Origin of the sequence: Pectobacterium fontis (assembly GCF_000803215.1) — a bacterium.
Classification (GTDB): Bacteria; Pseudomonadota; Gammaproteobacteria; order Enterobacterales; family Enterobacteriaceae; genus Pectobacterium; species Pectobacterium fontis.
In genome coordinates this window covers 14,826-29,506 of sequence record NZ_JSXC01000004.1, presented here as the reverse complement: position 1 = coordinate 29,506, position 14,681 = coordinate 14,826, and the positions used below count along the sequence as shown (strand labels likewise).

Sequence of the window (14,681 nt, the reverse complement as noted above, 5' to 3'; positions counted from 1 at the left end):
CAAATTCAGTGTGCCGCTAAACCTCAACCGCGCTATTCCACTACCGTCGAGAGCAGCAGGCGCGTGTAAGGGTGCTGCGGCTGATTGAAGATCTGTTCGACCGGGCCGGTTTCTACGATATCCCCGTCTTTCATTACTGCAATCCGGTGACTCATATGCTGTACCACGCCCAAATCATGGGAGATAAACAGCATCGTCAGCCCCAACTGGCGCTGCAACGCGACCAGCAAATCCAGTACCTGCGCCTGTGTGGTGACATCGAGTGCTGATACCGGTTCGTCGCAGATCAGAATATCAGGTTCCGATGCCAGCGCCTGGGCGATGGAGACGCGCTGGCGTTGCCCACCGGACAGCGCGCTTGGGCGGCGGCTCAACAGATTCGGCGTCAGGCCAACATATTCCAGCAGCGTCAGCAGGCGCCGCTGTTTTTCATCATCGTTCAGATCGCGGCGCAGGCGCAGCGGCTGGTGCAGAATCTGGGCGACGGTAAATTGGGGATCGAACGAACTGAGCGGATCCTGCGTGATCGTCTGAATGCGTGCGCGCAGTGGTCGGCGTTCACGTTCCGTTAATGTACTCCAGGCATTATCCGCGAGTCTGACTTCACCGCTGTCCGGTTTTTGCAGCGCCAGAATGACTTTGCCCAGCGTGGTTTTACCCGAGCCGGACTCCCCGACGATACCCAGCGTTTCACCACGTTTGATCTGGAGAGAAACCTGATTGACGGCCTGCATCCGGCTGCCGTCCGGGCGCTTGAACGACACCGCAATGCGATCCGCCGTCAGAGCGATGGCACCGTCAGTATACGCTGTCGCCAGAGACGCGGCGGATGGCGCAATGCCACTCTGTAACGGATCGACGCCTGCCAGCCACTTTCCACGCGTAGACGCGGTTGGGATCGCCGCCAGCAGCTTACGGGTGTAGGGATGCGTTGGCACCGACAGGATCTGTTTTGCTTCACCGCCTTCTACCAGCGATCCGTTTTGCATGACGATGACGCGATCCGCAACGTCTGCCACGACGGCAAGATCGTGGGTGATCAGCAGCACGCCGTGCCCGGCCTGTGCCAGAGCGGTGAAGACTTTCAGCACCTGCTTTTGCACCGTGGCATCCAGCGCCGTGGTAGGTTCATCGGCAATCAGCAACTGTGGGCCAGCCGCTAACGCAGAGGCGATAAGCGCTCGCTGGCGCAGCCCGCCGGATAACTCATGTGGATGCTGTGCCGCGCGGTTCTCGGGGTCGGGAATGCCTGCCTGTGCCAGAAGTTCGGCGATGCGCGCGGGAACCTGCTGGCGCGGCAACAAACGGTGAGTCAGAAGCGGTTCTGCTACTTCCTGACCAATGGTGCGCAATGGATCGAGAGACACCAGAGCGTCTTGCAACACAAAGCCGATTTCACGGCCGCGAATCGCGCGCCAGTCGCGATCGGTTAAATAGCGTAAATCACACAAACTGCCGTCATGGCGCGTGAGTTCAATCGCGTTTGCCTGTACGTCACTTCCTTCGCCGGATAACCCGACCAGCGTGCGCGCGGTGACGGATTTTCCTGAACCCGATTCGCCGACCAGTGCCAGAATTTCTCCGGCATTCACCTGAAAAGACAGATTTTTAACCGAACGAATGGCACCAAAAGGGCTGGGAAAAGTGACACTCAGACCGTCTACGCGCAGCAGCGGTGCCGCCGACGAAGGTGAAGTATTCAGGCTCATCGTGCCTCTCCTTTCGCCAAAATGGCCTGTAAACGACGCCCCAGCAGCGTGATGGAAATCACCGACAGCGCAACGACGCTGGCGGGCAGCAGGCTAACCCAAGGCGCGATATCAAGAAAGTTACGTCCGTCTGCCAGCAGTGCGCCCCATTCGGCGGTCGGCGGGACGACGCCCAGCCCCAGAAAACTCAGCGCTGAGGCGGATAGCACGGCATGACCGACGCCAATGGTGGCGACAATCAACAGCGGGCGCAGCGTATTGGGAATGATATGACGAAAAACGATATACAGCGGGTGTTCGCCCAGCGCAATCGCATGCTCAACGTAGCCGGATAGTCTGACTTGCAGTACCTGAGAACGGATCAAACGCGCATAACCCGCAATCCCCGCCAGACCGACGGCTAGCATGGTGTTTTCCGGGCCGCGCCCTAGCACCGCAATCACCAGCAGCGCCAGCAATAGATCGGGAAATGCCAGCATGATGTCCAGCAGGCGAACCAGAATCTGACGGATACGCAGCGGTGCGAGTACCGAGAGCGTACCAAACAGCACGCCACCGAAGCAGGCGATCAGCATCGCGCCGACGCCAATACCCAGTGACAGTGACGTTCCGTGAACGATGCGGGCAAAAATGTCGCGTCCCAACTGATCGGTGCCAAACCAATAAGTAGCATTCGGCGACTGAAATACTGCGCCCATATCCATTTCATCGGCGGTACGGCTGGTAAACAGCGACGGGAAAAAGACCGCCAGCGCCAGCAGAGAAACGATAGCGGCAGGCAGCAGCGTCGCCGTGCTCAGCCACGGGCTGCGATAGGTTTTTCTGGGTGGTGTTTGCGTGAAGGGCATGGGTTCACTACTCATGGGCGTTCGCCTTCTTGCGTAAGCGGGGATCGATGATCAGATACAGCGCATCCACCAGCAGATTGATGACGACGAACAGGAAAGCAGACAGCATGACGACACCCAGCACCAGCGGCATGTCGCGGTTTTCAATCGCGCTCAGCGTGACCTGCCCGATACCTGCACGGCCAAATACGGTCTCGGTCAGCACGGAGCCGCCGAGTACGCTTGCCAGCAAGGTGCCAGTCAGCGTTGAGGCCGCCAGCGCCGCGTGGCGTAAACCGTGGCGGAAACGCAGCCGGATTTCACTGACGCCGCGTGTGCGCACGGTTAACGAGAAGGGTTGGGAGAGCGCCTCTTCCAGTCCGTCGCGCAGTACCTGACTCAGAATGGCGGCGATAGGCAGGCTCAGCGTGATAACCGGTAACACCAGCGACATCACGCCATCATTACCCGTAACGGGAAACCATTGCAGGCGAAAGCTGAACAGGCTTAGCAGCACGATACCAATCCAGTAGACTGGTGTGCTAAGCAGCGTCAGTTCAAACCAGGATACCGCCGTGCGCAGCGCACCATAGCGGCCTGCGGTCAGCAGCGCGCTAGTCATCGCGAGGAGCAGCGCCAGAATCAGGCCACCGAGCGCCAGCGGCAGGGTTTCATGCATTGCGTCGCCGATCACGCTGCCGACGGGCTGGCGATAGAGATAGCTGACGCCAAAATCGCCCTGTAGCGCCTGCCCACAGTAACGAAGATATTGCACCCACAGCGGTTGATCGAGCCCAAATTGTTTGATGAGTACGGCGCGGTAGGCTTCATCCACCACGTTATCCCCGCCGCTCAGAATGGCAACCGGATCGCCGGGGATCAGTTTGACAGCAATAAACGTCAATGTGGCTGCGCCCCAGAGCACAGCCAGAATGGTGAAGAGACGTTTACCTAACGCGTACAGATTAACGTTTAATCCAGACATCATAGAAGTTCGGTTTTGCGTTAGTGGCCCAGCTTATGCCCTGTACCTGCTTGGACAGGCCGAGTTGGTAGGCGGGAATGTACAAGGGAACCACATACGCCTGATCGATGACTTCACGCTGAATTTCGCTATAGAGCTGTTTACGCTCAGCGTCGCCAGCGCCGATGGCTTTTCGCAGCTTGTCATTCAACACGCTGATACGGGTAAAGTTGTTACCGTTCGGCGGCGCATAAGCCGAATCGAAGACGGTACGCAGAATATCCGGCTCTGCACGGACGAAGAAGTTGGAAGCGATATCGTATTCATTGGCGTTGGTGCGTGTAGTGAATTCACCCGCATCGACCGGCGTCAGTTTGACTTCAAAGCCCGCCTGTTTCACCTGATATTGCACTGCCTGGAACAGCGCCACATCCGCGGCTTCAACGTTGGTTGAGGCGTACACGAAGCTCACGCTCAGGCGTTTGCCGTCTTTGGTACGGAAGCCTTCGCCGTCTTTCTGTTTCCAGCCGGCATTATCCAGCAGTTCGTTAGCCTTTTTCACATCGAAGCCCCAACGTGATGCCACGCTCGGATCGTAGTATAGCGTGGCAGGGCCGAGCACGTTATCAGCGGCTTTCAGCGTACCGAAGAAAGCGACTTTCACCGCAGCGTTGGTATCCACTGCGCTCTGGAAAGCCTTACGCACCGCGACGTCCTGGAAGGGGCCTTTGGTGGTATTGAGGTAGAGCACACGGTTAACGCCCGGGTTCTCATAGGTAATCACTTCCAGTTTCGGGTTGCGCTTCACCGTCGGGAAATTAGCCGGCGGCACGGCGTCAATCGCCTGAATCTGGCCGCTGCTCAGGGCGCCAAGGCGAACCGAGGCTTCCGGCAGATATTTGAATACCAACCCATCCAGATAGGCTGGACCTGTATGTTTGGCATAGCCCGGCCCCCAGTTGTAATCAGGGCGTTTCGTCAGTTTGCTGCCACTGCCTTTCACAAAGGAATCGAGAATAAACGGCCCGGAACCCACCACGGTGTTGCTGGTGTTTGGCGTGTTTTTCAGGTACGTCGGTGATTGAATGCCCAGATATGGCAGGCTCAGCCCCTGTAACAGCGCCGCAAACGGTGAGCTGTAGTGGAGCACGATGGTGTAATCGTCCGGCGTTGAGATGTTGTCGATCGGGCCTAACAGCGATTTCGCGTAGCTGGAGGTGGTTTTCGGATCGAGAATACGCTCGATATTGTATTTCACCGCCGCGGCATCCAGCTTGGTGCCGTCGCTGAACGTGACGTCCTTACGCAGATGGAAGGTGTATTCGGTGTTGTTGTCGTTAATTTTCCAGCTTTCCGCCAGCCAAGGGGTAAAACGGTTATCTTCCGCCTGTCCTACCAGTGAATCCACTACGTTACGCGCAATCAGCGCTGTTACGCCGTAGGCCGTAATGTGCGGATCAATAATTGGGGTATCGCTGCCCAGTCCGACATTCAGGATACCGCCGGACACCGGTTTTTCACCGTTTTGTGCAGCATAAGCACCGGGATTGAGTGCGAACAGTAACGAGAGTAATCCTGCGGCGAGGGTCGTAACTTGCGGGTGAGTTTTTTCCATTCCCTGTGTCCTTTACGAATGACATGAAGCCATACACGGCGATTTTCCATTACTCTAGAGGGTGTTTTTATGCATGTAAAAGAATAAAAATCGATTTTCAATTCCATAAAAATATATAAGAGACGCTCTGTGATATCGAGCGTGATGCAAGATGACGCCACCCCTCGGGGCGATAAGGGAGCCGTAATGACGTGCTGGAAGAATACTGATTCAGACCAGTCTACACGGCGCCGTCCACGGACAGGCAAAGATAAAAAAGAGGCTACACTCGGTAACCTCGTTTCCTGCGAGGGGAACCCCGTTAGCAGGGAGCTTAGGCGTCGCCCCACACATCTTGCGCAACATCAACGATCAGCTTGATTTTTGCCCACTGTTCTTCTTCTGTCAGCACATTGCCTTCCTCGTTTGAGGCAAAGCCACACTGTGGACTCAGGCACAAATGTTCCAAAGGCACATGTTTTGATGCTTCAAGGATGCGTGCCTTGAGCTGGGATTTATCTTCAAGTTTGGGGGATTTGGATGTGACCAGACCGAGTACCACCATCTTGCCATCGGTGACTTTATCCAACGGTTGGAATCCACCGGCTCGTTCGGTGTCATATTCCAGATAGAATGCATTGACGCGCTCTTTATTCAATACATAGGGTGCCACTGGCTCATATCCACCGGAAGTCCACCAGTCTGAAGAATAGTTGCCACGGCAAATATGGGTGGTGATGACCATATCCGCAGGTTTATCATCCAGCACCTGATTGTTAATATCGAGATAGAGGGACGCTACTTCTTCAAAAGTGATGTTCAACCCTTTCATTTCGTTGAATTTCTTTTGGTCGACAAGAAATCCCCAGGTACAATCATCAAATTGCAGATGACGGCAGCCTGCCGCATAAAAGGCGCGTACCACATCACGGTATGCCTGGATGATATCCCGCTGTAACTCTGCCAGATCGGGATACTGCTGTAGCGTTTCCTGAAGGTTGTCAGGGCGGAAAAATTCCCAGTAACACTGTGAAGGTGAGGGGATCGTTTGGCGTGCAATCACATCATCGCCTGCAACCGATTTAAGAAATTTGAAGTGTTCGATAAAAGGATGATGGGAAAAACGGATTTTTCCAACAATGCGTGAGGTATCAAATTTCGTGGAAACTTCATTAAACTGCACGCGATAATCTGAAGATTTACGCTCAATGCCATCAAATCCCCAAAAAAAATCAGAGTGCCACATTGAACGGCGGAACTCCCCGTCGGTCACGGCTTTCAGCCCTACGGCTTTTTGTTTGGCAACCAAGTCGATAATAGCTTCATCTTCAACGCTACGCAGCTCATCTTCAGAGATTTTGCCAGCGTGAAAATCGGCACGAGCCTGTTTCAGCGCGGCTGGACGTAAAAAACTCCCGACGACATCGGCGCGAAAAGCGATATTTTGCATAACGATATAACCATCCTGAAAAGTAAATGATGATAAAAAACAGGTAGAAAGGATATTATTTTCTGCACTGCTGTGGTTGAACACATATGAATGAACTGATAGATAATTGCAAGCAGTTTCATCTGCCTTATCATCGGGAGTATCGTGTGACTTTATCGTGATTGCGAGTGAAATGGGCATGAGGCTTACTGGATTTGCTCATTCCCTCAATCCATGTTGCTGACTGAATATCAATGCGATGTTGCGTGTTAATAATCTGTTATAATTTTGAAAAAAAAGTAACCAGAGTATTTTTATTAACTATTTATTGAAGGATTGTTGCTCATTTTTTTGGGGAATATAAAATCATCACACGTTATAGAATCTGGTTTTTCAATTGTTGAATGAAAATTTCACAAACATGTAACTCGTTTATTTTATTTTCATTTTATAAATTTTAAAACGTCATTCCTAATAACAAAATAACCTAGAGGAATTGTTAGATAGACAAATTAACCTCTTTATCAGTCCATAATACCTATGTAAGAATATAATCTTTAATAGTTAGATTGGTAAGAAAATGAACTTTTTTGAACAAACATCTCCATCTCGGAGACGCTATGGATTAGCGGCTTTTATTGGTTTGATTGCCGGTATCGTTTCATCTTTCGTAAAGTGGGGCGCTGAAAATCCGCTTCCTCCACGTAGCCCTACGGATATATTTAGTGGTGCTTGCGCACCTGAATCACTGATTCGAGCCGCCGAGCATATTGATTGCTCACGTAATTTTCTTAATCCACCTTATATTTTTTTACGCGATTGGCTTGGTGTTGTTGATCCTAATGCGGCGGTTTATACCTTTGCTGGCCATGTATTCAATTGGGTGGGTGTGACGCATATTATTTTCTCTATTGTTTTTGCGGTAGGTTACTGCGTTGTTGCAGAAGTTTTTCCTAAAATAAAATTATGGCAAGGCCTGCTGGCGGGTGCGCTGGCGCAATTATTCGTTCATATGATTTCATTCCCATTAATGGGCCTCACACCGTCTCTGTTTGTTCTTCCTTGGTATGAACACGTATCAGAAATTGTGGGTCATCTTATTTGGTTCTGGTCTATTGAAATTATTCGCCGTGATTTGCGTAACCGTATAACTCACGAGCCGGATCCTGAAGTTCCCTTGAATGCTGCACGATAAGCTGTGATTTTATTTTAGATAAGGTGCAATGTTTCGATGCTTATTATTTTCAGCATTGTATATTATTAGCCGGAAATATCTAACGTCATTCCAGAACGCCTTGAACAAATTTCAAGGCGTTTTTTTCTACTTCTCCTCGGTAGTTTAAATGTCCTCATACCTTGCGCGAACGATGATGAATTTCCTTCCTTCGGGTAGAAACAATTCAGGCAATGTTTCCTCTACGTGGCGCGTGTAAGGGATTGGTAACAACTTATTTACAGTATGGAAGTGCGTTGAGCCTTTAACCCGTGCTGTAGGCAACAGGTAATAATTGACAAACAAACGTACCCAGCGTATAAGAATCGCCTTCAAACCAATCCTATGGATGACTTGCATTTGTGCAGTTGTCAGCGTAGTATTTGCCACGTTTTCGGACGCGGGGTGGAGCAGCTTGGTAGCTCGTCGGGCTCATAACCCGAAGGTCGTCGGTTCAAATCCGGCCCCCGCAACCACTTAACTTCCAGTAAAGTGTTTTTTCAAATACGCTCTTCACTCAATTTCTCTCTTTTTTTGCAGTGATTTTTGAAAAAATCCTTCACCGAAAGTGATGCCATGTTAGTTGGCGGTATTAGGGTTCAGTTGCATAAAGCCTCGATTTTTCGGGGTTTTTTGTTATTTGGCAGTAAACAACTGGGCTATTAGGCCCTTTTTTTATGTCTTGGGGGTGGGCTTGTCCACATTAGAGCAAAAATTAACAGAGATGATTTCAGCACCCGTTGCCGCGTTAGGCTACGAATTGGTTGGGATTGAGTTCATCCGCAGTCGCCAATCGACACTGCGTATCTATATTGATAGTGAAGATGGGATCACTGTTGATGATTGTGCTGATGTCAGCCACCAGGTCAGTGCGGTATTGGACGTAGAAGATCCAATCACTGTCGCCTATAACCTGGAAGTGTCGTCTCCAGGGCTTGAACGACCTTTATTCACTGCGGCACATTATCTGCATTTCGTCGGTGAAGAGGTTACTGTGGTGCTGCGTATGGCAGTCCAGAATCGCCGTAAATGGTTGGGTGTGATCAAAGCTGTTGACGGCGAAATGATCACCATAACAGTGGAAGGCAAAGATGAAGTATTCGCACTGAGCAACATTCAGAAAGCGAATCTTGTACCCCACTTTTAAAGTTTGGATGAGGCAACGAGGATGAACAAAGAGATTCTGGCTGTTGTTGAAGCAGTTTCCAATGAGAAAGCCCTTCCGCGCGAGAAGATTTTTGAAGCGTTGGAAACCGCACTGGCGACAGCGACCAAGAAAAAATATGAGCAGGAAATTGATGTTCGCGTTTGCATCGATCGTAAAACGGGTGATTTTGATACCTTCCGTCGTTGGTTAGTGGTGAATGAAGTCACTCTGCCAACGCGTGAAATTACGCTTGAAGCGGCGCAATTTGAAGATCCTGCTCTTGATATTGGCGGTTACGTTGAAGATCAAATCGAATCCGTAACCTTTGACCGCATTACGACGCAAACGGCAAAACAGGTTATCGTACAGAAAGTTCGTGAAGCTGAACGTGCGATGGTGGTTGATCAGTTCCGTGAGCAAGAAGGCGAAATTATCACCGGTGTCGTGAAGAAGGTGAACCGTGATAATATTTCGCTCGAAGTCAGACCTATCGATGGGTCTAACACCAGCGCAGAAGCGGTGATTGGCCGTGAAGATATGCTGCCTCGTGAAAACTTCCGCCCCGGCGACCGTATTCGTGGCGTGCTGTACTCCGTTCGCCCTGAAGCGCGTGGTGCTCAACTGTTTGTCAGCCGTTCCCGCCCGGAAATGTTGGTTGAACTTTTCCGCATTGAAGTGCCAGAAATCGGTGAAGAAGTTATCGAGATTAAGGCTGCGGCTCGCGATCCAGGTTCACGCGCGAAAATTGCCGTGAAGACGAATGACAAGCGTATCGATCCCGTTGGTGCTTGTGTTGGTATGCGCGGTGCGCGCGTACAGGCTGTTTCCAGCGAACTGGGCGGCGAGCGTATTGATATCATTCTGTGGGATGATAATCCTGCTCAGTTTGTGATCAATGCCATGGCGCCTGCTGATGTGGTATCGATCGTGGTTGATGAAGATACCTGCACGATGGATATCGCCGTTGAATCGAGCAATCTGGCTCAGGCAATTGGCCGAAACGGACAGAACGTACGTTTGGCTTCCCAACTGTTGAAACAGCATCGTTCAGACGATCGTTGGGAACTGAATGTGATGACTGTGGAAGATCTTCAAGCCAAGCATCAGGCCGAAGCCCACGCGGCAATCGACGTCTTTACCAAGCACCTTGATATTGATGACGAATTTGCCACTGTGCTGGTTGAAGAAGGTTTCTCCTCACTTGAAGAACTGGCCTATGTGCCAATCAAGGAACTGTTGGCTATTGAAGGCCTCGATGAAGAAACCGTTGAAGCATTGCGTGAGCGTGCTAAAGCTGCATTAACAACGCTGGCACTGGCGCATGAAGAAAGCCTTGGTGACGGTCAACCTGCTGACGACTTGCTTAGCTTGCCTGGGCTGTCGCGTGAGTTGGCGTTCAAGCTTGCGGCGATCGGTGTTTGTACGCTGGAAGATCTTGCTGAACAGGGTGTTGACGACCTGACAGATATTGAAGAACTCAATGATGAGCAAGCGGGCGAGCTGATTATGGCCGCACGTAATATCTGTTGGTTTGGCGACGACAACGAATAACGAACTGTAGCAGGAAAGGAACAGCATGACAGATGTAACCGTAAAATCGCTGGCCGCAGAGATTCAAACTCCGGTTGACCGCCTGGTACAGCAGTTTGCTGATGCGGGAATGATCAAATCTGCATCGGACTCTGTGACCCAGCATGAAAAAGAAACGTTATTAGCGCATTTGAACCGCGATCGTGGGAATGCGCCAGGTAAATTGACGCTGCAACGCAAAACGCGCAGCACGTTAAATGTCCCTAGCACTGGCGGAAAAAGTAAGTCAGTGCAGATCGAAGTCCGCAAAACACGCACTTATGTAAAACGCGATCCGATAGATGCCCAACAGGCTGAAGAGGAAGAGCAGGCACGGCGTGAAGCGGAAGAACAGGCACAACGTGCCGCTGAAGAGCAAACTAAACGCGAGGCCGAACTGCGTGAAGCTGCTGAGAAAGCGAAACGTGCTGCCGACGAGCAAGCCAAACGTGAAGCCGCTGAAAAAGCTAAGCGTGATGTAGCGGAAAAAGAAAAAGTGACGAACCAACAAAACGAAAATATGACCAAGCCGGCTCAGGCCGAGAAAGCGAAGCGCGAAGCGGAAGCTGCCGAACTTAAGCGTAAAGCGGAAGAAACGGCACGTCTTAAAGTTGAAGAAGAAGCCCGTCGTATTGCTGAAGAAGCCCGTCGTATGGCTGAAGAAAATGCCGGACGTTGGGAAGCGGAAAGCGCTAAACCTGAAGAGTCTGCCGATTATCATGTGACGACCTCTCATCATGCTCGTGAAGCAGAAGATGAAAATGACCGTCAGGTCGAAGGCGAACGTCGTAGCCGCAGCCGCGCGGGTAAAGTCACCAAGCAGAAAAAAGGCAATCGTCAGTCTGAGTCCAAAGCGGATCGCGAAGAAGCGCGTGCCGTTACTCGTGGCGGTAAAGGTAAACGTAAGCCAAGTTCGTTGCAGCAGAGCTTTAATAAGCCTGCTCAGGCGGTTAACCGTGATGTGGTGATTGGTGAAACCGTTACTGTTGCTGAACTGGCTAACAAAATGGCGGTTAAAGGCTCTCAGGTCATCAAAACGATGATGAAACTGGGCGCGATGGCCACCATCAACCAGGTCATCGACCAGGAAACCGCGCAGCTTGTAGCGGAAGAGATGGGCCATAAAGTTATCCTGCGTCGTGAGAACGAACTGGAAGAAGCGGTAATGAGCGACCGTGATATGGGTGTTGCCGCAGAATCTCGTGCGCCAGTCGTGACCATCATGGGCCACGTTGACCACGGTAAAACCTCTCTGCTTGACTATATCCGTTCAACCAAGGTTGCCGCAGGTGAAGCGGGTGGTATTACCCAGCATATCGGTGCTTACCACGTTGAAACTGACAACGGTATGATTACGTTCCTGGATACACCGGGACACGCCGCGTTTACCGCAATGCGTGCTCGTGGTGCTCAGGCTACGGATATCGTGGTACTGGTTGTGGCGGCGGATGACGGCGTGATGCCTCAGACTATCGAAGCGATCCAGCACGCGAAAGCGGCTCAGGTTCCGGTTGTTGTCGCAGTGAACAAAATTGATAAACCTGATGCCGATCCAGACCGGGTGAAAACCGAACTGTCTCAGTACGGCATTATGCCGGAAGAGTGGGGCGGCGAATCTCAGTTTGTTCACGTATCTGCTAAAGCCGGTACAGGTATCGACGAACTGCTGGATGCGATCCTGTTGCAGGCTGAAGTTCTGGAACTGAAAGCGGTTCGTAGCGGTATGGCAAACGGTGTGGTGATCGAATCCTTCCTGGATAAAGGCCGTGGCCCGGTTGCAACCGTACTGGTACGTGAAGGTACACTGAATAAAGGTGATATCGTTCTGTGCGGCTTTGAATATGGCCGTGTCCGTGCGATGCGTGATGAGTTAGGTCGTGAAATTGCCTCTGCCGGCCCTTCTATTCCAGTAGAAATCCTCGGTCTGTCCGGTGTGCCTGCTGCGGGTGATGAAGCCACGGTGGTTCGTGACGAGAAGAAAGCGCGTGAAGTGGCCTTGTATCGTCAGGGTAAATTCCGCGAAGTTAAACTGGCTCGTCAGCAGAAATCTAAACTGGAAAACATGTTTGCCAACATGACAGAAGGTGAAGTTTCTGAACTGAACATCGTTCTGAAATCTGACGTTCAGGGTTCTTGCGAAGCGATTTCCGATTCACTGCAAAAACTGTCTACTGATGAAGTGAAAGTGAAAATCGTCGGTTCTGGTGTGGGCGGTATCACAGAAACGGACGCCACGCTGGCAGCGGCATCGAATGCGATTATCCTTGGCTTTAACGTGCGTGCAGATGCATCCGCTCGTCGCGTCGTTGAAGCGGAAAGCCTGGATCTGCGTTATTACTCCGTCATCTATGATTTGATTGACGAAGTGAAACAGGCGATGAGCGGTATGCTGGCGCCTGAATATAAGCAAGAGATCATCGGTCTGGCCGAAGTGCGCGATGTCTTTAAATCACCGAAATTTGGCGCTATCGCGGGTTGTATGGTGACGGAAGGTATCGTTAAGCGTCATAACAAGATCCGTGTACTGCGTGACAACGTGGTGATCTACGAAGGCGAGCTGGAATCTCTGCGCCGCTTCAAAGATGACGTTAACGAAGTTCGTAACGGCATGGAATGTGGTATCGGCGTGAAGAACTACAATGATGTTCGCCCTGGCGATATGATCGAAGTCTTTGAAACGATTGAGATCAAACGTACGATCGCGTAATCCGTTTTCAGCGACGACGTAAGTGATTCGTAAGGGGGGCCTAGTGCCCCCCGATTTTTACTGGAGAATTTATCATGGCAAAAGAATTCAGCCGCACCCAGCGCGTTGCGCAGGAAATGCAAAAAGAAATCGCCATTATCATTCAGCGTGAAGTGAAAGATCCGCGTATCGGTATGGCGACGGTATCTGGTGTAGAAGTTTCTCGCGATCTGGCGTATGCCAAGGTTTTTGTAACCTTCCTGAATGATAACGAACCCGAGCAAGTGCAAACGGCGCTGAAAGCGCTGCAAGATGCGTCTGGCTTTATCCGTACTCTGGTTGGCAAAGCAATGCGTCTGCGTGTTGTTCCGGCATTGACGTTTTCCTACGACAACTCATTGGTTGAAGGGATGAGAATGTCCAATCTGGTGACCAATGTGGTCAGAAATGATACGGAACGACGTTCTGTTACGGGCGAAGATCAGGAGGATTAATGAGCCGTCCTCGTCGCCGTGGCCGTGATGTACACGGCGTATTGTTATTAGATAAACCGCAGGGCGTGTCGTCTAATGATGTGTTGCAAAAGGTAAAACGGATTTTTAACGCCAACAGAGCGGGCCATACGGGTGCGTTGGATCCATTAGCCACCGGCATGTTGCCGATCTGTCTTGGGGAAGCGACGAAGTTTTCCCAGTATTTGCTGGATTCTGATAAACGTTACCGCGTCATTGCTCGCCTTGGACAACGAACCGACACGTCTGACGCCGACGGCAACGTGATTGAAGAACGTGCGGTTGGCTTTTCTGCTACAGAGTTAGAGCAGGCGCTAGAGAGCTTCCGTGGCACTACGCAGCAAGTCCCTTCCATGTACTCAGCGCTAAAATATCAGGGGCGTAAGCTGTATGAATATGCCCGTCAGGGGCTGACGGTTCCGCGTGAAGCGCGTGAAATCACGGTTTACGAGCTTCAGTTTATTCGCTGGGAAGGTGATGAATTGGAGCTGGAGATTCACTGTTCAAAAGGGACGTACATCCGCACCATCGTTGACGATTTGGGTGAGAAACTGGGATGTGGCGCGCATGTGATTTACCTGCGTCGTTTACAGGTTGCCACGTATCCTACTGAAAGAATGGTGACGTTGGAGCAGTTAGCGGCCTTGACTGAGCAGGCTCAGGCGCAAGAACACTCGCTTGCGCTGAGTCTTGATCCGTTGCTGATGCCGATGGAAAGTCCGGTTATTGCTTTTCCTGAAGTGAATTTATCACCCGTTGTTGCTGGCTATTTGAAGCTGGGGCAGGCCGTTCAGGTGGCAAATGCACCGTTGAACGGCATGGTGAGAATCACCGAGGGCGATGGGCATAAATTTATCGGAATGGGTGAAATCGATGCCGATGGTCGCGTGGCACCACGGCGTTTGGTTGTTGAGTTTCCGGCGTAAAGCCGCCTGCTGCTGCCTTGCTATCGCAGAACGCTGAGGGTAGAATAGCGCGGCTTGACTATTGGGTGGCTGAATTAGAGATCGGCGCCTGTTTTTTTATCTATA

At 51.4% G+C, this 14,681-nt stretch carries 11 protein-coding genes and 1 tRNA gene; 7 read left to right on the top strand and 5 right to left on the bottom strand.

The genetic code is table 11. The annotated features are described in order from the left end of the window. Nucleotides 1-32: 32 nt before the first annotated feature. From OI69_RS02120 to OI69_RS02100, 5 genes are all read right to left on the bottom strand, one after another. The gene (locus tag OI69_RS02120) at nucleotides 33-1,709 is read right to left on the bottom strand and encodes a dipeptide ABC transporter ATP-binding protein (protein WP_039345495.1); all 1,677 of its coding nucleotides are present in this window, start codon (nucleotides 1,707-1,709) and stop codon (nucleotides 33-35) included. Further along, nucleotides 1,706-2,572, bottom strand: coding sequence for an ABC transporter permease (locus OI69_RS02115; RefSeq protein ID WP_039345491.1), 867 nt, complete (start codon nucleotides 2,570-2,572; stop codon nucleotides 1,706-1,708). Before OI69_RS02115 ends, OI69_RS02120 begins: the two co-directional genes overlap by 4 nt. Then, nucleotides 2,565-3,524: an ABC transporter permease gene (locus OI69_RS02110; RefSeq protein ID WP_039345488.1), complete on the bottom strand. Its 960-nt coding sequence runs from the start codon at nucleotides 3,522-3,524 to the stop codon at nucleotides 2,565-2,567. Before OI69_RS02110 ends, OI69_RS02115 begins: the two co-directional genes overlap by 8 nt. After that, nucleotides 3,502-5,115: an ABC transporter substrate-binding protein gene (locus OI69_RS02105; protein ID WP_039345485.1), complete on the bottom strand. Its 1,614-nt coding sequence runs from the start codon at nucleotides 5,113-5,115 to the stop codon at nucleotides 3,502-3,504. The genes OI69_RS02110 and OI69_RS02105 overlap by 23 nt, the downstream gene beginning before the upstream one ends. A gap of 313 nt (nucleotides 5,116-5,428) precedes the next feature. Next, on the bottom strand, nucleotides 5,429-6,544 hold the full coding sequence (locus OI69_RS02100; RefSeq protein WP_039345481.1) for a 5-methyltetrahydropteroyltriglutamate--homocysteine S-methyltransferase: 1,116 nt from the start codon (nucleotides 6,542-6,544) through the stop codon (nucleotides 5,429-5,431). Nucleotides 6,545-7,103: 559 nt separating this feature from the next. Between OI69_RS02100 and OI69_RS02095 the strand changes: the two genes are divergently transcribed. The 7 genes from OI69_RS02095 (at nucleotide 7,104) to truB (ending at nucleotide 14,576) form a co-directional block, all read left to right on the top strand. Continuing rightward, nucleotides 7,104-7,718: a YagU family protein gene (locus OI69_RS02095; RefSeq protein ID WP_039345478.1), complete on the top strand. Its 615-nt coding sequence runs from the start codon at nucleotides 7,104-7,106 to the stop codon at nucleotides 7,716-7,718. A gap of 417 nt (nucleotides 7,719-8,135) precedes the next feature. After that, nucleotides 8,136-8,212 (top strand) — tRNA-Met (locus OI69_RS02090). 218 nt (nucleotides 8,213-8,430) lie between these two features. Next, a complete protein-coding gene (rimP, locus tag OI69_RS02085; protein ID WP_010279686.1) occupies nucleotides 8,431-8,883 on the top strand; it encodes a ribosome maturation factor RimP in 453 nt (150 codons plus the stop codon). A gap of 21 nt (nucleotides 8,884-8,904) precedes the next feature. After that, nucleotides 8,905-10,434 carry a transcription termination factor NusA gene (nusA, locus tag OI69_RS02080; RefSeq protein WP_039345475.1) on the top strand — a complete coding sequence of 510 codons (1,530 nt, stop codon included), beginning with the start codon at nucleotides 8,905-8,907 and terminating at the stop codon, nucleotides 10,432-10,434. 25 nt (nucleotides 10,435-10,459) lie between these two features. Continuing rightward, nucleotides 10,460-13,159 (top strand): translation initiation factor IF-2, encoded by a 2,700-nt coding sequence (infB, locus tag OI69_RS02075; RefSeq protein ID WP_039345472.1) that lies wholly within the window; start codon nucleotides 10,460-10,462, stop codon nucleotides 13,157-13,159. Nucleotides 13,160-13,233: 74 nt separating this feature from the next. Next, the gene (gene rbfA / locus OI69_RS02070) at nucleotides 13,234-13,632 is read left to right on the top strand and encodes a 30S ribosome-binding factor RbfA (protein WP_039345468.1); all 399 of its coding nucleotides are present in this window, start codon (nucleotides 13,234-13,236) and stop codon (nucleotides 13,630-13,632) included. Next, nucleotides 13,632-14,576 (top strand): tRNA pseudouridine(55) synthase TruB, encoded by a 945-nt coding sequence (gene truB, locus OI69_RS02065; RefSeq protein WP_039345466.1) that lies wholly within the window; start codon nucleotides 13,632-13,634, stop codon nucleotides 14,574-14,576. The genes rbfA and truB overlap by 1 nt, the downstream gene beginning before the upstream one ends. Nucleotides 14,577-14,681: the final 105 nt, after the last annotated feature.